General features: G+C 38.8%; 17 protein-coding genes and 1 pseudogene. 15 read left to right on the top strand and 3 right to left on the bottom strand.

Features of this window, described 5'->3' with window-relative positions:
* The first annotated feature begins 54 nt into the window (after positions 1–54).
* From MKZ13_RS29360 to MKZ13_RS29315, 10 genes are all read left to right on the top strand, one after another.
* Positions 55–2,529: a hypothetical protein gene (locus tag MKZ13_RS29360; RefSeq protein WP_339180329.1), complete on the top strand. Its 2,475-nt coding sequence runs from the start codon at positions 55–57 to the stop codon at positions 2,527–2,529.
* Positions 2,498–2,848, top strand: a complete 351-nt coding sequence (locus MKZ13_RS29355; RefSeq protein ID WP_339180327.1) for a hypothetical protein — start codon at positions 2,498–2,500, stop codon at positions 2,846–2,848. Before MKZ13_RS29360 ends, MKZ13_RS29355 begins: the two co-directional genes overlap by 32 nt.
* Positions 2,849–3,053: 205 nt before the next feature.
* On the top strand, positions 3,054–3,269 hold the full coding sequence (locus MKZ13_RS29350; RefSeq protein WP_339180324.1) for an S-layer homology domain-containing protein: 216 nt from the start codon (positions 3,054–3,056) through the stop codon (positions 3,267–3,269).
* A 274-nt stretch (positions 3,270–3,543) separates the two neighbouring features.
* The gene (locus MKZ13_RS29345) at positions 3,544–4,419 is read left to right on the top strand and encodes a copper amine oxidase N-terminal domain-containing protein (protein ID WP_339180320.1); all 876 of its coding nucleotides are present in this window, start codon (positions 3,544–3,546) and stop codon (positions 4,417–4,419) included.
* Positions 4,420–5,678: 1,259 nt separating this feature from the next.
* Complete coding sequence (locus tag MKZ13_RS29340) at positions 5,679–7,355, top strand: vWA domain-containing protein (protein WP_339180318.1); 1,677 nt, start codon at positions 5,679–5,681, stop codon at positions 7,353–7,355.
* A gap of 51 nt (positions 7,356–7,406) precedes the next feature.
* Positions 7,407–8,261 carry an N-acetylmuramoyl-L-alanine amidase gene (locus tag MKZ13_RS29335; RefSeq protein ID WP_339180316.1) on the top strand — a complete coding sequence of 285 codons (855 nt, stop codon included), beginning with the start codon at positions 7,407–7,409 and terminating at the stop codon, positions 8,259–8,261.
* A 48-nt stretch (positions 8,262–8,309) separates the two neighbouring features.
* Positions 8,310–8,804 (top strand): zinc ribbon domain-containing protein, encoded by a 495-nt coding sequence (locus MKZ13_RS29330; protein ID WP_339180313.1) that lies wholly within the window; start codon positions 8,310–8,312, stop codon positions 8,802–8,804.
* 103 nt (positions 8,805–8,907) lie between these two features.
* Positions 8,908–10,389, top strand: coding sequence for a zinc ribbon domain-containing protein (locus MKZ13_RS29325; RefSeq protein ID WP_339180311.1), 1,482 nt, complete (start codon positions 8,908–8,910; stop codon positions 10,387–10,389).
* 1,379 nt (positions 10,390–11,768) lie between these two features.
* Positions 11,769–12,158, top strand: a complete 390-nt coding sequence (locus tag MKZ13_RS29320; RefSeq protein WP_339180309.1) for a hypothetical protein — start codon at positions 11,769–11,771, stop codon at positions 12,156–12,158.
* Between the two features lie 35 nt (positions 12,159–12,193).
* Positions 12,194–12,652, top strand: coding sequence for a hypothetical protein (locus tag MKZ13_RS29315; RefSeq protein WP_339180306.1), 459 nt, complete (start codon positions 12,194–12,196; stop codon positions 12,650–12,652).
* 395 nt (positions 12,653–13,047) lie between these two features.
* Here MKZ13_RS29315 and MKZ13_RS29310 read toward each other — a convergent pair whose 3' ends face one another.
* Positions 13,048–13,929, bottom strand: a complete 882-nt coding sequence (locus MKZ13_RS29310) for a hypothetical protein (protein ID WP_339180303.1) — start codon at positions 13,927–13,929, stop codon at positions 13,048–13,050.
* A gap of 573 nt (positions 13,930–14,502) precedes the next feature.
* Between MKZ13_RS29310 and MKZ13_RS29305 the strand changes: the two genes are divergently transcribed.
* From MKZ13_RS29305 to MKZ13_RS29285, 5 genes are all read left to right on the top strand, one after another.
* Complete coding sequence (locus MKZ13_RS29305; RefSeq protein WP_339185470.1) at positions 14,503–14,904, top strand: zeta toxin family protein; 402 nt, start codon at positions 14,503–14,505, stop codon at positions 14,902–14,904.
* A gap of 100 nt (positions 14,905–15,004) precedes the next feature.
* Positions 15,005–15,961, top strand: coding sequence for an IS30 family transposase (locus MKZ13_RS29300; protein WP_339180301.1), 957 nt, complete (start codon positions 15,005–15,007; stop codon positions 15,959–15,961).
* Positions 15,962–16,234: 273 nt separating this feature from the next.
* On the top strand, positions 16,235–16,927 hold the full coding sequence (locus MKZ13_RS29295) for a hypothetical protein (protein ID WP_339180298.1): 693 nt from the start codon (positions 16,235–16,237) through the stop codon (positions 16,925–16,927).
* An 81-nt stretch (positions 16,928–17,008) separates the two neighbouring features.
* Positions 17,009–18,172: a WG repeat-containing protein gene (locus tag MKZ13_RS29290; RefSeq protein ID WP_339180296.1), complete on the top strand. Its 1,164-nt coding sequence runs from the start codon at positions 17,009–17,011 to the stop codon at positions 18,170–18,172.
* A 153-nt stretch (positions 18,173–18,325) separates the two neighbouring features.
* Complete coding sequence (locus tag MKZ13_RS29285) at positions 18,326–18,679, top strand: peptidoglycan-binding domain-containing protein (RefSeq protein ID WP_339185469.1); 354 nt, start codon at positions 18,326–18,328, stop codon at positions 18,677–18,679.
* Here the strand turns inward: MKZ13_RS29285 and MKZ13_RS29280 are convergent.
* Positions 18,668–18,943 carry a hypothetical protein gene (locus tag MKZ13_RS29280; RefSeq protein ID WP_339180293.1) on the bottom strand — a complete coding sequence of 92 codons (276 nt, stop codon included), beginning with the start codon at positions 18,941–18,943 and terminating at the stop codon, positions 18,668–18,670. The genes MKZ13_RS29285 and MKZ13_RS29280 overlap by 12 nt on opposite strands.
* Positions 18,944–19,164: 221 nt before the next feature.
* Positions 19,165–19,471, bottom strand: a pseudogene (locus MKZ13_RS29275) (IS1595 family transposase); the annotation flags it as partial.
* Between the last annotated feature and the right edge of the window lie 939 nt (positions 19,472–20,410).

Below are 20,410 nucleotides of genomic sequence, written 5' to 3'. Positions count from 1 at the left end.
GAAAATTAGGCAAGAAATCAAACTCTACGTTTATAATTGGAAAGTGGGGATGTCATGGAAACACCATATTCAATATTGAGCACGTTCGTGTTTGGCGAGAAAGCGGTTTATACCCGGTCTGGTGGATTTAATTTCAATGGTTCTTCCATTGTAGGAACCCAAATTTTGTGTATCACAAATAAGGGGAGAATTATTGTATATGACTCTGGGGGGATATTTGGATCTGAGACAATTCTTGAACAATACGCGATGCCAGGAAAGATCAAGGTAACTTCATTAAGCCATCACCTTATTAAAGTTACTAGTACGAGTGCTTACCCTTTTTCCTTTGAGTTTTCCTTTACAGTGGACGAGTTCGAAACGTGCTTGAACCAGATACCATTTGATTGTTTTCAATTACCTGAAGGCGCCTCAAGTGAACTTCCAGCGTATGTTTCCTATGAAAATAAAGGAAAATCCTACATAAACCTAGGTATTAAAGCGAATCAAATAGATTTAAAGGAGAACCTTGGATATGGTGGAACAATTATAACCATTCCATTCCATCGGATATCTAACATAGAGAAAGCTGGAGAATATTCAGTTGAATTGAAAGGGATTTTTGATATAAACCATAAAAAGGTTTCCTTGATTCGTTTGTTTCTTCCCACTAAGGACAAGATCCATGCGCTATTAGGTTTATATAGTATAGCTCCTAAGATTACCGATTTAGTAGGGTACTATAAAGGGTTATATCCTGTCACATTGAAAAAGAAAATCAATACCGATGAACAATCAGCAAAGTTGATTGCAACATTGGTTCAACGATTAGATGGTATTATATCGATAATTGATGAGAAAAATTGGTTGGTTCTGGGTGAATTTCATCCAAAGGTTGATGAGTGTTACTATCAGTCGGACAGCAAGCGAGTGATCATCTTGAAAAAAAATACACTATATGTTATTGAGGCTATCCAGGCAGATACCATACTTTTACTAAAACAATACCGAGGAAGTAATTATAATACTTTACATGACGATAAAGGATTTTTATATGGCACATATGCTAGTGAAAAGTATCAGGGAGAAAAAGTTTGCATGTTATTGGGTAACGACACCTCTCTACAATTCTTGCTTTGGAACGCTATGAGCTTAATCTCAGCTTCAGAAGAAGAGAGCCAAACAGAAATTATTAAATGCGACAACATGATGTTTTTACTCCAAGGGTCAGATATCGCAATGGTAGACTGGAAAAACGAACACTGGCTTTCAACATATGGTGAAAAACGTGTAGGCCAGCTTAATGGACACAAAATTGGATACGATATGAAGAATCAGCCTTTTTATTTTGAACAGAATGAAATGGAACTTATTTTTAGACAAAGCAATAATGAGATTATGTTCACCTATATAAACACGGAGATTAAAGAAATTTCTGTCGCTGAAGCTATAACCGATCATTCTCAAATGACTTTAGTAGACATTCATACGTTGACGAATTCGGAGAAAGGTACATTTTCCCTCCCTGTTCAGGAGATACCAAGTTTGATTTATCTGACTTATCATCATACTAAAATTCCTCTAGTTATGAATACTCCTCCATCTCAGTTGTACTTGAGTTGGACGAGACAAGTAAATGATTTTGCACTGTACCACCTTTTTGGACAGTTGTATGCCTTACAGGCAGGAATTCAACAGATCAAAGAAGATTCGGTCAAAGATCCAGATGAATCAAATCTCAAGCTATTGAATTTTCTCTATTATGCTATTCAAAATCAAAAAAGGCGACTTGACCAGGTTTCAATATACTTACCTGCAATGTTAGAGCACAAGTCCAGTATGATTCTTGGACAGGCTCAACAGCAGCAGAATCAAGATCATTTCCGTCAGATACAGTATGGTTTTATGGGAATAAGTGCTAAGGTGAAGCAATCTCTCTCAGAAATTGAGAGTGCACTATCGCCGGTATACTCGCTACTCGTTCCCAAACAAAGCATAGAGGCAGTATTTAGTAACCGTACAAAAAGAGGATATGGCCAATCTATAGTAACCTTAGGCGCGAGTATTGCAACAATAGCGATTTCAGGCGGAATAGGGATTCCCTTCCTATTAGGAGGTGCATTTACGGGTATAAACACTTATTTTTCTGAGAAGGAAAATAGAATGAAGACTGAAATGGACTCTAATCATGATCAAAATCGAATAGAATTTCATATGACAAAAGCACTTGATATATTTGAACACTTAATGCAAACTCTAATTCCGTTCTATGTTTCCGAAACTAATCGTTATATGATATCAGGTTTTGAAGGTCTTGCGCGAACTTACAACATTGCCCTTCAAAATCCAGAAGTGGCCAAAGGTTTGTTTAATGAAATTAATCAATACTATACGTACAAACATTTGCCTATTGACGAATCTGTCATTATTAAACGGAACATAATCGTTGAACAAATTCAGAATTCAACAAATAGTGCTCAACAGCTTGTTCAAATATTCCATAACGAGGTGAACTACAATGTTCCAAAACCAATTGAGACAGCCAGATAAATCAGATCCTTTTGAAGCATTAGGCATTGATTCGGAAAGTATAGAAAACATACCATCTCATAATCCGTTTGATGAATTCTTTTCAGTTGATATGAGTTTAGATGAGATTCAAGTTAATCCAGAACAGCATTATGTTCATCCACACTACGTTCAGTCCTATACCAGAGAAGATGGTACTTTTGTCGAAGGGTACTGGCGTGACGGAGATGGTGACACTCAAGTTGATTTGCACGTAGAAGATGGAGGAGGTTATATGCAAACTAATCCGGACCACGACCTGTTTAATAATCTGAACTCTCCAGATGGGTTTGATATATAAACAGTAGCTGCATTTCCGAGGGTTTACAATTAAATCAATTCAGCATGCAGGCTGAAGGCAAAGAAATCTTCCTTAATAACATTTCAATTTGAGATGGCTAAACAACGTAAGATCCTCATTTGAAAATCTATCTTGGATTGTCAACAGTAAATTTATTTCCTTGGGATTAAATACACAGTAAAACTGTTTGCCTTGTAACATCAGTGTGGAAGCGTTCATTCGCTTCCACTTTCTTTTTGTATTCTTAAATGAGAGAAAGAAGGCATCATTTAAAGATGTATCATCGACACGTTGGGCAAACAATGCCATTCAATTTGCAGTGTCGAAAGGTTATTTTAAAGGATATGCTGATGGCACTTTCAAACCTAAATTTGTAGCTGAGGAAGGTATGAGATCATATGTCCTTAAAACCAATCATTAGTTAATAGACTTCCCTTAATTTACCGATAGATATTAAGAAAGAAATATTAGGGTGAGTAAAAGATTGTTTTACCTGAGAGGCTTTATATGAGGGAGATGATTTTGGAGGAGATTGTCCAATAGTTTGTGTATTTTATGTCGATAGAAATGTCGTCAAGCAGGAATAGAAACTTGGGTATAGATTACTCTGTATAGCTTTACGGGATCTTCGTTGTTTGACAGTTGGCTCTATGTACTACGTAATTTATTTAATTTAAACTTCAGGGGGAATCTTTATGTCAGTAAAACGAAGTTATTTAAGTTTATTTTTTGCAATTATTCTATTATTATCAACAACAGCTACAGTAGGTGCATCTCCATCTGGTGATCTACACGGCGGGTGGGCTACCTACTCCTTTAGTGACCTTACCTCTAAGTCTACTATGTCTAATGATATTCCGTTATACAAGGTTCCTAAAGGTTCAACTATTTCTTTATCGGGTGGGAATCAAGGATCTGCTCAAATTTTTTTCCAAAAAGTTATTTCGTCAAATTTTAATCCCAAGGCTGTGAAGAATGGTGTGGCTTATTACAGTGAAGCTTTTCTTGGAGATCGCTATAAGTTCACAGGGATTGGTAAATCTCTTAGTATTTGGTCTGGGGAGGGGGATTCCAGTGAGAAGTTTACCTATAGATTCGACACTACTGGATATTATTACTTAGGATCTGAGAAAAATGTAAACCAAAGTGTTGCAATGATAGTGCAAGTTGTTACTGGTAAGTCTGTGGAATCACCTATTCGTGTAAATATTTATGGAAAGGCTATTGTTTTTTCTCAACCTCCAATTATGAAAAAGGGTACTGTGTTAGTTCCTCTTCGTCCAATATTTGATAGCGTAACTAAAAAACTCGATGGCAACATGCATACAGATCTTGAATTTACTAAATCAACAAACAAAGTAAGAGTAGAATATGGAGATTTATATTTCATACTTAAAACAGGCTCTAAAAAGGTTGAAACTAATAGCACTACTTCTGGGATACTTACCTTAGCAGTAGCACCAGAAATAATTAATGGGACTACTTATGTTCCTATTAGGGCATTTTCAAATTTTTATGGTCTTGATGTCTCTTGGAATAATAAAACAAGAATTGTTGATCTAAAGAATTAAAACAACTTGATATAATAATTCGAACGAAAAGAGCGTAATCACAAGCATGAAAAAGTGACTTTGACCTTGTATGACCCTTATCAATTTAAAGAGTTGACGGGTATCATTTCTGTAATTAACACGTTTGGGAAGGAAATAAAATTTCATTTTGAAAATGATTGGGATTGGATTTCGTTCGATAAAATTATATCGACGCTTACGTGAATCCAGAGAATTTACAATTACAAATGACTTCTAAGATAAGGGCGCTCCTGGACTTGGTTTAAACCAAGCCTGGACTAAAGGAATCCAACCCGATCGGGAAGACTCAGCTTCTGCAGGAGGATCGAAGGTGCTTCAGCAGAGGTGTTTATACCAATCAAGAGGATCAGGGCAAGAGATTAAGGCGTTAGGGCTGTGCTACCCGGCTCTAAGGCGGCAAGAGCGGCCACCTAATAGCCGCTACGCACCGCTGCGGGGGTTACTTGGCACGATAACGAGAACACCTAAACCGGGGTAGAAAGTCCCGGTTAAGGCGTTCTACGTTCCTGTCCCGCGCTTTACACCCCCGCACGGAGCCAAGATCAAGGGCGTTCTGCTGCAGAGCAGAAAAGGCATGGCGGCATCATGTCCGATCCGCGTTGCTGCGCTTCCATCAAGCAGCCATGCATAAAGGCGGCACCATGATTTCGCTACGCTTCATCATTGTGCTATCCGTGAGCTGATTCAAGGAAGGAGAGAACCGGCATACGCCGGTTCTTTTAGATTGGAAGCATTTTTTTCCCTTTTGCCTTCCGCATGGTAACCCGTGCAAAGCCTACTAAGTGTCCGGCAAGCCGAGCCTCCGGCTTCGCCCCTCAACCTCCCAGACACGAAGTAGGCGGTCAGACGGTCAAGGAGCAAGAAAATTTTTCATTGTTTTATCAATTTGAACATAAGGATTTTAAAATTTAGATACCCGCTCAATATAATATTCATAAAGTCCATCTACACGGTAGCCATCCAAGAATTCAAACAATTTGGAGGTTTCATAACATTTGAATTAAGGATATGTTACTAATTACCTTGACGACAAGTCCTGAATGAACAGGATATTTTACCTAAATTGTGGTAGCTAATTAGGTAGTGCTAATGGTATGATTATCGGGACATTTAGGACTTTAAGTCTATGAGAGAGGTGCCGAAAAGAGATGTATTGTACGAAATGTGGGAAGAGATCAAACCCGAAAAACATGTTTTGTAGTGAATGCGGACAAAAGAAAAACGTATCCGAGCCTGTATTGGATAAGGAACAAGTTCCTCAACCGCAAAATGGAATTGAAATACCAGATACTCAATCTGAATCGAACCAAACTGCGGATAAGAAAACATTGAGACCCAATGTATCCATCAGATTATTATTATCCATTGCAACGGTTTTACTTATTGTAGGTGTAATAGGACTGTGGTATTGGAACTCCGATAAAACCCCCTTCAATATACAGGTAACCATTGGTTCTAATGAAGCCTCAACCACAGAAACAAACAAAAATACCATGGTAACTGCTGAAGAGGTACATACAGTAGTTGGTTCCTCAAATGTAGAATCAAAACCTGCATTTATCCAAGTCAACCAAGTGGATTCATCCAATTATGAAAAGGGAGAAGTGGACATTTATTTTTCACTGTTTGCTGATGCCGAATTTACAAATCCAATAGATTCTCCAAGTTTGATACAAGACATGTTCAAAGTTAACGGCTTACCCGTTAGCTATGTTTCTCAAGTGAATAATATTGATACCGTAAGTGTCGACCTTGTAATGGACAAAAGTGGTAGTATGATGGATCCACCAAACGGTTCTATGAATCGATCGAAAATGGAATTAGTTCGAAATGCAGCGATTGAGTTTCTAGAAAATGTTCCAGATCAGGCCAAAGGGACATTTGGATTGTTAACCTTTTCAAGCTTTGCTCCTGAGATTGCAGATATTGCCTTTAACTCTAATCGAAAACAGATCGTATCTTACTTAAGCACCTTAGAGTCTGACAATGGAAGAACTGCATTATATGATTCCTTAACTAAAGCTTTATATGATACCAATGTGCAGGTTGGACCTAAATACATTATCGCATTTACGGATGGCATAGACTCACAAGATTCAGACTATGGATCGTCCTCACAATCAGTTATAGAACTATCTAAACAATTGGGAATACCGATCTATACGATTGGCTTCGGAGATACTTCAACAGAATTGCAATGGATTGCTGAGGAAACAGGAGGAAGCTATTTTTCTATTCATGAAGAAGAAAATCTACAGTTAGAGTTACAAAATATATATGAGAACGTGTTTCAAAAATATGTGAAGCAATATAAGTTAACCTATCGCCCAGATCAGAACGTCAGTCCAGGAGAAGAATTTCCTATTGCACTTCAAATGGAATCACCCGATTATACTGCTCAAACATCAACTTTAGAATTCATCCGAAAAATTGAAACCACGGCTATTCAAGCCATGAACGGACTATTTGAATACCAAGTCAATTACGCGAATGCGGTAAATAATCTTGATTTCAGTCTAGTTAGCAATAATGTGAACAGAGATTCAGATTTCTATAACAATCTGAAAATTCGAATTGAGAAAGATTACGTTAGTTCATATAACCAGGGAAGTCCCAAGATCATTGATCCATTAGAAAATTATCGAACCGAATCGATTGAGCAACAAGCAGACGGAAGTTACAAAATTGAGTTCTTTAAATTATTTCCTTTAGAGCTAAATCAAGAAAAAGTATTTGAAGCAGACTTAAATACGTACACAGTAAAAGAAGATCCGTATTCTGGAAAATGGCAGGTTAGTGCTTTTGGTAGAAGCGAATGTTCAATCTATAAAAATGAATCTGATCCAGGGTCCTCATGCAAAAATGTAAATGGAACAACCAAGTTGTACAGCCAAAATCCTTGGACTAGGAATTAAAAAAGGTCTTAAATCATACCAAAATTGAAGGATTCTCAGGTGATTGTTGATATGAAACAAGTAGCACGATGTGTTATGTTATGTTCTCTTTTGCTCACAACCGCATGTAGCGTAAATCATGAAAAAACAGTTGATTTAAATCCTGACACTCCAGAGGTGATGATGGAACAGGAAACGGCCTCTCCTGAATGGACAGATAAAGCTGTCTCCACTAATTCAATTCCGTTAATCGATGAGGAATTAGCTGATGATGATCAACAAGAATTAAAGAAGATTAAAAAGCCCTTAATTTGTATCGAAGCGGGTCATCAAGAAAAGGCAAATTTAGATATGGAACCAACTGCACCTGGTAGTAAAACAATGAAGGAAAAGGTCAGAGGCGGAACGCAAGGGGTTCAAACAAAGAAACCGGAGTATCAATTGAATTTGGAAGTGGCAACTAAACTAGAAATTGCTCTTGCAGAAGACTTTGCGATCATTATGGTACGTCAAACAAACGATGTCGATATTTCGAACAGCGAGCGAGCCATGATATGTAATGACGTACAAGCAGATGTGATGATTCGATTACATGCGGATGGCAGTGATAATAGTCAAGTGAAGGGAATGACCTTCTTCTATCCTTCGATTGAAAATAAGCACACCGGGCCTATTGCAGAGAGAAGCAAAGATATAGTAGAGGTTGTCGCCAAAAAGATCATAAGTGAAACCGGTGCGAAGTCGCGTGGTATTCAGGCTCGGGGAGACTTAACCGGATTCAACTGGCTAAAGGTGCCCTCAATTCTAATTGAAATGGGATTTATGACTAATAAAGAAGAAGACATTTTACTTAGTGGCTCAGAGTATCAGGACAAAATTGTTGCCGGTATAAAAAATGGATTAAAGGCTTACTACTTTCAAAAATAATGATTTAAACTAAATTATAGCACTACATTTATCGAAAGGATGGTAGTTATGTCTAGTAATTTCCAAAATATCATTGGAGAAGGACTATCCAAGCTTCAAGGAGGTATTGAGCAGGGAAAGCAGAAACTACAGACTGCTCAAGAAATAAGTGAGCTGAACAAGCATACGAATGAATTTAATCAAAGAAAAGGTAAAATTCTTCTAGATCTTGGTCAGCTAGCTTATTACAAGATAAGAACCGGTCAGATCTCCGATATAGAGATGACCGAATTAACCAAAGATGTGCTTCAATTAGATCAAAAAATATATGATTCGCTAAGACAACTTTCGGAATTAAATAACGCCAAACCACAAGGCACGACTTGTGGAAACTGCGGTAACTTGACGGATGGTATTGATAAATACTGTGGGAGCTGCGGGTCAAAAGTAGAAATTCAACAAGATCTACTGATACAAGGCGATTCGGAGTGTCTGAGTTGTGGTGAGCTTGCTCCCCTTCATGCGAACCATTGCCCTTGCTGCGGCATGAGAATGAATAACTAACCATCAAGAAGGGGGAAGTGAGAGGATGTATTGCAAGCATTGTGGCACGAAAACAGTGGACGGTGCATTATATTGTCAGATGGATGGAAGTGCCCTATTACCATTGTCTGAAGTATTTCAATTAAAGAAAGATGCAACGATTCTTTTTTGCAGTCATTGTAGTTGTGAGAATAGTAAGGAAAATATCTATTGTATATCTTGCGGAGCATCATTGGATAAAGTGACTGAGAAAGCTAATCCAAACCCGAGCTCAGCGAATGTAGAATCTGCTTATAAAAAAGATAGTAGACCGGCTTTATATACCAATCAGAAGTCAACAGGCAAAAGTACAATATGGACTTCATCAATATACTCGGTGATTCCGTTGTTTGTCTCTATTCTGCTATCTTGGTCGATCAGTGCTGGATTAAACCATAAGATAAAGGACTTAATTTCATCAGAGACCAGATTCGAATTCGCTGACTTTTCTACCAGTGTAGTGGAGAAGATTAAACTTATTGCAACGACAGATGTACTGATGCTTTCCCACTTGGTCAGCTTAAAGTTAGATGCAGACACTTCTTACTTTGGTGCGAATATAGAGACTAGTGGTGGGTTGCTTTTACTAGCGGCTATTCCAATCATTACCTTATTCATCACTGGATACTGGTTAGGTCGGAAAACACAGACTAAATCTGCCATTGAACGAATAACTTCATCTTTCCCAATCGCGGTCATCTATTCCATATGTTTTGCATGTATTTCTCTATTCTCAGGTCTGTCCATGGATGAATCTGGAGTTTGGGGATCAATTTCATTAAAAACAACCTATAGCTTTGGTAATGCGCTGCTACATAGTTTTATCATCAGCTTGATATTTATCTCCGTAGGATCTTTGTTAAGTTTGCCTAGATCATTAAAAGGGTCAGGCTCTAATCAAAAGTACGGAATCTCTATAAAACGAGCACTTATGACAACTATTTCTGGCATGATGATCTGCATCGTTATTGTTTGCGGATATCTGTATTCGGAGAAAGAATTCGCTGAAGATAATAACATGTCTAGTTTCACTAAAATAGTTATTGCAACTCAAATTGGTGGTTACTCATGGCATTTATCCAACTTGAATAATCTTAATGGGAACCTTGGAATCAAAGAATATGACACAACGGAATATGGTCAGTTAAGTTATTCCTTATTCACCGGAATAAAGGCAACGAGTCTGTTTGGTTATTCTCCGCCATCTGGTGCTGTTTCGGTTGGAGGTCAAGGGATCATAGGTGATAAGAATAATATCGACTACACATGGATATTACTCTTTGTTACTGTAGCTTTAGTTCTTCATGCTTGGTCAGGGATACAGTTAAGAAGAGCAGGTAGTGGAAGGACATTAAAGGAACTGATTGCATACGGGGTAGCGTTTGGCGTTGTTATGGTTATAATGGCCTATATTATAAAAGTATCTGTGGATACAGAAACGTTTGAAATCACCCGTGTCAGCCTTCAATTTCCAATCATACAATCGTTTATTATAAGTACCCTTGTCGCTTTTGTCGGTGCATCTATAGGATGGATCTTATCCAGTAAGCTTACTAGAATAAACTAAGCAAGGCATCTCTACTAGATTGTACTGTGACCCGTAGGGTGGACATTGACAAAAAGTCCCCTACGGGTCTTTCTGTGTTTACATGATTGAGCTCCAGCAGTAGCTGGAAGGAGTAGAGCCAAAGATAGGATACTACACAGCAGTCTGAGCCTGGGCCGATCAACTTAGCAGCAGTGGCTGGACGATTCACTATAGCTGTTGAATACTAATGCGTATGCGAATGCGATGGGCATTTTTCAAATCAGACAGACGACCCAGTTAATCCAGACTACTTTAAAAGACGAACATTAGCATTCATAGTCTTCTAGTGAGAGCTTCAAACTTCTTCTTAACGCTACACAGGAATGGTTATGAAAGAAACAACTTATGCCCAACAGCACAACTACTACTAAATACTTAACATTGCTTCAAGTATTTATGTGTATGTTTATATTGACAGGTTAATTACAAAGCCCTCTTTTATTTGCATGGTCTCTTTAGCTCGAGAAAACAAATTGAAATTTATGCACCATTAAACGATAAATATGTAGACACCAACAGCAGAATACACAGGAATAAGCCCAAACGCAACTCACCAAACAAGCCATGTACGAACCTAAACAACTGCCCACAATGCCCGCGTCTGCCCAAGACCCCTGGGCACCCTTGAACCCCTCGCGGACAAGAACACCAATACACATCCGCCCAAACGCCTAAAAAATAAAATTAAAAAATTTATAAGGATGTAGTTACGTTCATACAGGTTTAGGGGCGTGGGCGCAAAGGGCCTCTCTCTCCGGCAAGGGGATAAATTCCGCCCAAAGGGTTCGGGCAAAGTGCGTAGAAAAGTCGAAACCTTGGCCGGTAAACATCTCTCCATGTAGTGGCCCTAAGGCCCAGGCCGGAAAGGGCGGATGATTCTCTCTGACTATCCGCTACATTCAAATCATTCGCCAACAAGGATGGGCAGGATGCTGTGTATCCACATCTCCGGCGCTTTTACAGCTCGTCCCCGCCTTCTTACCCATGTCCCTCCCATGCTGTAAAGCCCGTTTCTCGATCTCCGGTATCCTGACCTCAGGCAGTCAAAGCCTAGGCACGGCGTGCACCTGACTACAAATAGCCGCGCAATCGGGCTGGTCGTTCGATCCCTGGGAGACGGGGGTATTCCAACTCTACCGGTCAAACTTGATACATCGGTAGAGGGTGGCTGGTTACCGCTGGCCTGACACGTATCTTATTCATTTTGTTTCTATCTGTACTATTGCTTATAGTGCTTACGTCTTGTGGAAACAACAAAAATAGTAAGGATCAGCCAAGTGAAAATACCATCTCACAAACAGACGCTGATGAAAAGGCTACAGGCGGAAGTAGATGCCTTGCAGTCTAAATTAGACTCCATGAAGGCAGAACATGCAACACCAGTCGAAACAACACTACCACCTCAAGTTGCGGCAAAACAGCGCTCATTGGAAGAAATGTTGTTTGGGGAATGGTTTGATCAAGGTTCTTTTGTGAATATGGAAGCAATAGGAAGTTTAATATTTAACGCAGATGGTACTGGTTCTGAGATCATAATAAACTATGCCTGGTTTGATTCAAAAATAGACTACATTGCTCCTGGAACTACAGGTGAAGAGACGTATAATTTGAAGTGGAGCCTTGACGGCAACACAATCAACCTTGAATTTGATAAAGAGAGTTGGCGTAACAGGAGTTATACTTTTGTAGATAACGAACAACAGTTGCGATGGCATGATAAGGATGGAGTATTGGCAATGTATTTGTAAGAACGAAACCAACTATCCCCGATGGTGAAGTAGAATTGGCATCCTTGCTTGGACAACACCAGGTAACTCAGGCGGAACTTAAGCGGAGATTTCTTGGGGAATGGTGTTGGGATGTGATGATTTGGAGATTTAATGACGATGGAACAGGTGTAATAGATATACCGGCATTCGGCCAGTACCCTGCTGATAAGAAAGAATTTGAATTTACGGTGACTGAAAATAGTGGAGTTGGGGACGCTAATCTAAACATTTCTTTGGTTGATGGAAAACAGATCATGTATTTCGCTACGTTTGGCAATGAAAGCGACGGCTCGGTCATGCTAAATCCACATGAAGGCAATGCTATTAAGTTAACTAGGTCGTATGATATTGGAAACAGTCCGATTACTGACGAAATCTTGGAAGAAGGGCTTGATTTATTCGAATCATTTTCCGATCCTGCTGGGTATATTGAAGGTATACTGCTAGACAAATTAGTCGAATTTTTTAAGTAGAATACAACATGAAAGACCAGGGGAACTCCTCATAGCCCTAAGTCTTTCGTGTTATTAGTAGGAAGTTGAGTATGTATAAAGTCTTTTTTAAAGTAATACACCGCTCAGCTCAAAACCCTCTGATAAGAGCATAACGGTTTTCTTCGCCGCTACTACTTTATTGCCGTATAATACTCCCATACTTATAGAGTGGATTATGGGGCGATGGTGGAGTTGATCTGACGCGTTTTTATACTTAGGGAATCAATAGATAAATCAAAAAGGATCGTACCTCAGGGAAGATTTTTTCTGAGTTACGATCCTTTTTTCACTTTATTTAGATGTTTACTTTTGTTCATGCATAAGATCAAATAATGCGGTATACATATAAAATCTAGCGTTATTGAAGGTTACTTTTAGAATCCTCTCGTGAATCCTTTAGCTAAAGCATCAACTTTATCTAACCCACTAGCGTGTAAACTTATAATCTTGAGTATTTGGGATTTTGCTGTTAAAACCTCAATTTCACCGTCTGGAGAGTACTTATCTTTAATCTTCCCATTTACCGTCTTTATTACCTCAAATTCACGTATCTGAGGTACGCCAGCATTATATACCTCCGTAAATTCTGTATTAATGTTATACGAAATTCCGTTTTTGTTACCCTTTTTATCAATAGTTGTGTAGGTAACCTGTGAATATCCTTCAATTCCGGAAGTTGTTTTTCTAAATGTTTTATTTTCTCTAAATGAAGCATCTCTATCGAAAAAATCAGAAGCAACATCAATTTCTAATTTCGTATTACTATCTTTGTATCCATAAGTTAGGTAATACAATCCCTGTTCCTCTCTTGTATACCCTTTAATAAAAGCATTGTTTTTAAAGGTTCCCTTTTCAACCGAACTAAAAAACTGTGAAACTGGACCATCATCCCCGGCAAGTAAATAACCTTCTCCATTTTGTTTATCACTTTTCCATTGTCCATTGTAAATAGTTTTTGTGGTAGTTATACGTGGAGGTACAAAGCCATCATCGGCATATTCAGTCTTATTCACAAATTTACCATATCCCGATCTTTTTCCATCAACCCAATCACCTGAATATGTTTTATTGGCCCCCCATTGCATGGTACCTTTACCATTAGGTTTTCCATTTTTAACTTCTCCATAATAGTTTCCACCTGCATACTTAATTGAAACCTTTTTCTTAGCCGTAGCCGCATCAACTGTAGTTCCATTAAAGGAAATTACTGAAACAAAAAGTAGTGAACAAAGTGCTAATAAAAACCTGTTCTTCATGTTTGTTGCTCTCCATTCTAAACTAGGAATATATATCCAATTTTAATGATAATCTTAGGTATCATATAATATTCAATATAAAATATCTAGGCAAGTATATCCATACGATCATCCAATCACCAAAGATACTTCCTTACTCTTTCCTGTGTTTGTTTCTTTATTGCTACTCCTTTTTTATTCAATGACCTTTTTGTTACGCTATCCCGTCCATTAGCCAATACATGCCACAGGCAGCACCGCAGATTATGGAAGAAATTACGTTCTTCCATGGGAGCTGAATGAAGCATTGTCAGTCTAATGTAGTGTAGTGCTTAGTAGATAAGCAAATGAGCCCATCACCGTAATATGGAAGCTTCTTATTTCCAATATCACATTCACCCTGCCAATAGGCTTCTATGATAGGCATAAATCGATCTGAAAGGCCATTTAAGTATACTTGGTACCTTTTTCCTGTCCAACCCATGCCGCTCTGTAGAGCGTTTGAACGGCTCTGCAGAGTCACTCCTACCAAGATTATAGCATGTCAGATATTCGGCATCACTCAAATGACCTATCGGATTCCGGGAAATATAAATAGTACCTTGCCGAGCAGAGGTTATTGATCCGGATGCCATTGCAAAAACTATCAATCCTCGTCATCCAGAATCGGTTTCTCCATCAGCAGGAAGAGAAGCTATCAAACGCGTCCGTGAATGTATTCAGAACGGAAAGAGCTTTTCTATTGAAACAACGCTTGCCGGTAAAAATGCAATAAGGCAAATGGAACAAGCCAAAAAAACAGGATTTGAAATAAACCTATATTACGTAGGTCTTAAAAACGTGGAGTATCACATCGAGCGAGTAGAAATGCGAGTAAAGAATGGTGGCCATCATATTCCAGAAGAGGATATCCGAAGACGATATGACCGATCGATCGGTAACTTACCTGAAGCATTAAAGTTATCTGATCGCTCTTTTATTTTTGACGGATTGTAATATGAAGTGCGACACCTATTGAAAATAAAAAATGGCTCATAGCCTGATTCGTGTAGAATGAAAGTTACCACACCAGCATTCACACAAGGAGAATCAGTCCATGAGTTATTCACATCTTAGCATAATCGAACGCAGCAAGCTAGAAATCCTACATCAACAAGGGAAAAGTGCAAGAGCTATTGCCGAGGAACTTGGTCGGCATCATACGACCATTTACCGGGAAATCAGCCGGAATGTTCAACTACAGCCTTATCAGGCAGAAAGCTCACAACAAGCTTATGTGCAGCGCCGTAAAGCTTCCGTATCCAAGGGTAAATGGACGAAAAAACATGCTGAAGAGCTGGAAGAGAAGTTGCACGCCACATGGTCCCCTGAGCAGATCGTGGAGCGCTTTAGAGCTGAAAATCAACCCACCATATGTTTCAAAACGATCTACCGCTGGATCTATGCAGGTCGTCTAACGAAAGGTGCTTTACACGTACTCCGGCACAAAGGTAAACGTCAGAAACCTGCGGAAACACGCGGGAAGTTTGCTGTAGGCAGACCCATTTCCCAGCGTCCGAAAGACGTTCTCTCCCGGGAAAGATTTGGGCATTGGGAACTGGACACGGTGGTATCGGGACGCGGAAAGAGCAAGGGGTGTGTAGCAACCTTCATTGAACGGAAAACACGTCTGTACACCGCGATTCAAATGCCCAATCGGACAGCTTTGTCGATGGAGATCGCCTTTGGCGTAGTCGCTGCTCAGTATCCTACTGAGGCTTTTCGAACCGCTACGGCAGACCGTGGCAAGGAGTTCGCCTGCTACGCGAACCTAGAACAAACACACGACGTACAGATCTATTTTGCTGACCCTTACTCTTCCTGGCAACGCGGTTCGAATGAGAATGCGAACGGCTTACTTCGAGAGTTCTTTCCCAAGGGCACGGACTTTGCGCAAATCTCAGATGCAACATTGGAGCGTTCGCTTCATTTAATCAACCATCGCCCCCGAAAATGTCTGGGCTGGAAGACCGCTCACGAATCTTTCACACAGGAACTGTCGCACTTGGCTTGACAATCCGTCTTTTGATAACACCTCAAAATTTAGATTAGTAATGGAGGTAGAAAGAGGAAAGGTTCAAACGATATCCAAAGATAACCCCAGTGGGTTAAAGGTGCCTTTTTAAAAGAATCGGAGAAAGAACAGGAGCACACTCAAGTATTAAGCTTGGCTCCAGTATACATATGGAAATTACATTCTGGACTTTTATTCCACAGAAATATACACTAAATGCTGACATATTAACGTAAGTCAATATGATCATATGTGGTGAGGGGTTTTAAGGTAATGAGTGAAACATTGAGTAGAACATTTTGGGGATTCTGGATTATTGCCATCGTGGTTTTATTCGGATGGCAAGCAGTAGCCAGTGATTACAAAGATGTATACAACATGAAAGTTGTTTTAGCATCGTATGGAGTCGATGGTCTGAATACCACTTCAGACAAATTATTAAGCCTCTCAGGAAGTGATGTAAGTACTAGTGGCGCAAACGTTGTTGCATTAATTGAAACTAAACAGCCGTCGCTTAAAAAATCAGAAGCTATAGAAAAAAAAGCCTTAGCTACAGCATTTGGAGAAAACGATCTACGTTATCATCTGAAGTACGCATCGGGTAATTTTGTTCCGACCACGCTCGATTTCTCAACCAATATTCTATATAACTATTCTTATATGATTAATACACCTTCAAAACTAGTACATAATTTAAAGTTAGACTTCACTCTAGATGACGTATTTATGAGTGGAAGTAAGCTAGACCAATTGCATGGGAAGTTTGTGGTACTGACTTATGTCATTTGGGACATTCTACATACAGTTGTTGGGTTGGGATTGGCATTTATTATGCTATTCATTGGCTGCATATTTGGTCTTCTTTTTCATCCAATTCATAGTATATTCAACTTTTTCCCAGCACTGTGGCAGATAGTTGTTACAAGCTGGCATGGGTTATCCAATTTATTCAACTTGTTTAAATAATACAACGAACCTATGTATTATTCGTCAATTATTGCTTGTCTGCAAGAATACATATTAGCATCAAGAAAGTAGGAAATATAGATGAAAAAGCTTTTATTTCATGGAACATCGTCACTGTTAATATTGGGGCTGATATTGACAGGTTGTGGATCCAGTCACCAAGAGAATTTAACAATAGATAGCTCAAAAACAGTATCAATAGAATCATCACCAGAGACAATTAATGATACTGAAATAACTGAGAAAAATACTTACAACAGAAACCTAGAAACTGTCGTTTCGAATGAGGAGGTCGATGCGACAGGTGAAAGTGCGAAAGTAGCAACTAAGGCTAAGTATGATTTCGATTATGGTTTTTTTGAGGGCTTAGCAGCAGTTAGTTATAATAATAAACTAGGTGTCATAGATGAAGATGGATACTGGGTAGTTGAGCCTAAATACATTTCTGCTGTTGAGAAAAGTTTTCGTTTTTCTGAAGGACTGCTAGGTGTGGCGGTGAATGATGGTAGTGAGAATTACAAATGGGGATTTATTGATAGAGAAGGAAAGATGATAATTAAACCTCAGTATGAATGGATACATGACTTTTCTGAAGGGAAAGCAGCAGTAACTACGGATAATGGATTGGGTTTTATTGATAAGAACGGTAACATGGTGATTAGACCTCAATCGCAATTCAATGATGCAGGAGGGGCATTATTAGTGCTCTTTCAAGAAGGTTTGGCAGCTGTAAATTTTGAAAGTGGTGTTGGATTTATTGACGAAAAAGGAAAGATGGTAATCAAACCTATAGAAGGTGTTGTAATTGAAGGTACAACAGAAATTCGATTCTCTAAAGGAATAGCAGAGCTGAATATTCAAAATGACACAGGTTACAGAAAAGTCTACATTAACAACAAAGGAATGATAGTACAGACAAAAGAAGACTATTTGGAGGGACTACAATATATACAAGAGCTAGAAGAGCATATGTATGACTCTCCTGAAGCTGATCATCTTTATAAACCATATGAAGCATGGGATATAGAGTTGAATAAAATTTATAAACTGTTAATGAAAAAACTACCTGCTAGTAAACAGAAGGCTTTAAAAAAGGAAGAGAGAGAATGGATAAAAACTCGTGATTCACACCAAAATGAATTGAAAGAAGAAGGTTTGGATGGAGTTTTGACGATTCAAGAAGTTTTGATAAGAGATACTAAGGAAAGAACATTACAACTTATAGATCAATATTTTGCTAAGTAGATGTAGATAGGTTTATCAAAGAAGGAACCGTTTAAAATCAATATTGATAGTATAATATCTGTAGAATTAAAAGGCTCCGACTTGTTGCTAAATCAGCATTTAGTTGGAATTAATACGATTTCTTCATCTGACAGATCTGAGTTTAGAACATACATGGGGGATTTTATTAATCGATTAATGTGCGTTGGCAGTTATGTCGCTTTCTTTAGTCAGTGCATTAAGCGCTTCTGCCTTTCTGTCAATCATTCGAGTTGGCCTACAATAAAACTATGGTCTTCCGGTTATCAAAGTACAGTGGGTACTGTAGATCGCAACTTTGGATCTGGAACAACATCAGCCGTTAAATCTTTCCAAACCAAAGAAGGTCTGACTTCTGATGGTGTTGTAGGTAACGGTACATGGCTTTCAAAGGCTTTTATTGATTTGATACATTTAAAATTAACCAGTCAGTCTCGCCCGCTGTATTTGAAATTTCAATTACGATATGATCATAAATTATTTTTTTGAAAATGGCCATTCTAATTCCCATCCATCCGTACCATTATCATCCATACTCAGTAAGGTTCTATACTTCCAAGTAGAAGTGCCCATTGGCAATATCCAAAAACAAACCTTTTCTATTTCTTTACTTGTAGTTAATTCGATGTTCAATGATCCGTTTTTAGGAAGCTTGATCCAGTTATTCTCTACCTTATAATTTGCTTTTATCTCATAATCCCTCGTCTGTAACGTACCAATGATACTAAGAGTGATTAGACCTATTAATAACATCTTTATCTCAAACACCTCGCATAAAATATGCCCTGAAACTATAGATACTATTCAAAAATTTTACAGTCCTTAGACGATAATAATGCCCTAGGACTTTCAATTGGGTAACCTCATTGATCGAGAATTATCGACTACCGTAAGAATTAAGTATAGTTGATTCTTACGGTAGTCTCCGAGCCCATTAAAATACAAACGTAAACGTGTACGTATACATATACGTAAAGGTGAGACCCAATTGCTTCATCCAGTTTCGTAGTACGAATGCGCCCACGTCCAAGAACGCCTGAGAAGGTCATCTTCTGACTCGGGCGACCAGCACACAGATTTAGTCGTTACTTGTACCTCGGTGCTTCGCTTTTCCGCCGCTCTTACGCGGCTTGCGATCAGTTATTGTTCCGTCTGCCCGTTTGCGAGTACAGGAAGTAGGTCTCGTCCATTTCAAACAATACCGCGTAATGCACGAGAATTTTCTAATGCGGTGCATTTTAGCAGACAAAAACCTTCAGTTAACAGTTCTATAAAACGAACCCCCATATGAGGTCATTCGCGTTCGCTGGAGTGGCGTATTTGTCAGGTCAGAGACCGAAGTCACTTGGCCATACTCCGGGCACTGGAACAGAAAAAAGAATCCCTTTGTTAAAGAGTGAACTGCTCCCTGTCAAGTAGACAGTTAAAAAAACAAAAAATGACTTCATTGAGATGCCTTAGCCCGGGATGAAGTGCTAAGGCATCTTGTTATGCAGCTCTCGGTATTCGTTCGAAGACATACCGCCCAATGATTTCTTCAGTTTTTGAAGAGCCTGTTCGATCTCATCACGGATATTTTGATTATTGGCCAAATATGATTCCAATAAACGGGCAATTGAGTCAATATCATAGATCTTAATGGTATTATCTCCATAGAATTCAATGTGCTGGACGGATAATGCCTCATAGCTAACGGGATACGATAGCTCGAAAAACCAAAGAGGTAACCGGTCAACGTGATTGGCTGCCTTTGTTCAACTAACGGGCAGGTTAGTTTAATGTGTTGTACATAGTATATATAGAAGAGCTGGATCTATCATGATATAATTCGACCATAATTAATCAAGAGGAGGATATACATAGTTATGCCGAAACCAATTCAGGATCAGTTACAGGATACACTGGGCAAGAGCTATTCCGAGTTGCAAGAAAAAACTATTTGAATCGTTTAGCAAAAAAATCAAATCACTTAAGGATGCCGAAGCAAGTCAAGAAAAAATAGAGAAAGCTGTAGCAGATAACGAAAGAATGAGAGAAATGTTAGAAGATGTAGGGCAATAGATGATGTGCAAAGTGCATTAGGCAGATTCAACGGGCTAGATCAAAATGCACAAGCCCAGTTTCAAGATTTTCTCGAGAACGTATGATATAACATTTCCAACTTACCACACGTATGATTCATCCAAGACCCCGGGAATAATATTAGTTAAATGCTACATG

Origin of the sequence: Paenibacillus sp. FSL R5-0701, from assembly GCF_037973995.1 — a bacterium.
Lineage (GTDB): Bacteria > Bacillota > Bacilli > Paenibacillales > Paenibacillaceae > Paenibacillus.
This window is presented reverse-complemented; position numbering and strand designations above follow the sequence as displayed.

What these genes read in the sequence shown, in the direction of transcription:
- MKZ13_RS29360 (WP_339180329.1), top strand. Translation starts at nt 55, where the DNA reads ATGGAAACACCATATTCAATATTGAGCACGTTCGTGTTTGGCGAGAAA.
- MKZ13_RS29355 (WP_339180327.1), top strand. Translation starts at nt 2,498, where the DNA reads ATGTTCCAAAACCAATTGAGACAGCCAGATAAATCAGATCCTTTTGAA.
- MKZ13_RS29345 (WP_339180320.1), top strand. Translation starts at nt 3,544, where the DNA reads ATGTCAGTAAAACGAAGTTATTTAAGTTTATTTTTTGCAATTATTCTA.
- MKZ13_RS29335 (WP_339180316.1), top strand. Translation starts at nt 7,407, where the DNA reads ATGAAACAAGTAGCACGATGTGTTATGTTATGTTCTCTTTTGCTCACA.
- MKZ13_RS29330 (WP_339180313.1), top strand. Translation starts at nt 8,310, where the DNA reads ATGTCTAGTAATTTCCAAAATATCATTGGAGAAGGACTATCCAAGCTT.
- MKZ13_RS29320 (WP_339180309.1), top strand. Translation starts at nt 11,769, where the DNA reads ATGAAGGCAGAACATGCAACACCAGTCGAAACAACACTACCACCTCAA.
- MKZ13_RS29310 (WP_339180303.1), bottom strand. Translation starts at nt 13,929, where the DNA reads ATGAAGAACAGGTTTTTATTAGCACTTTGTTCACTACTTTTTGTTTCA.
- MKZ13_RS29300 (WP_339180301.1), top strand. Translation starts at nt 15,005, where the DNA reads ATGAGTTATTCACATCTTAGCATAATCGAACGCAGCAAGCTAGAAATC.
- MKZ13_RS29295 (WP_339180298.1), top strand. Translation starts at nt 16,235, where the DNA reads ATGAGTGAAACATTGAGTAGAACATTTTGGGGATTCTGGATTATTGCC.
- MKZ13_RS29290 (WP_339180296.1), top strand. Translation starts at nt 17,009, where the DNA reads ATGAAAAAGCTTTTATTTCATGGAACATCGTCACTGTTAATATTGGGG.
- MKZ13_RS29285 (WP_339185469.1), top strand. Translation starts at nt 18,326, where the DNA reads ATGGGGGATTTTATTAATCGATTAATGTGCGTTGGCAGTTATGTCGCT.
- MKZ13_RS29280 (WP_339180293.1), bottom strand. Translation starts at nt 18,943, where the DNA reads ATGTTATTAATAGGTCTAATCACTCTTAGTATCATTGGTACGTTACAG.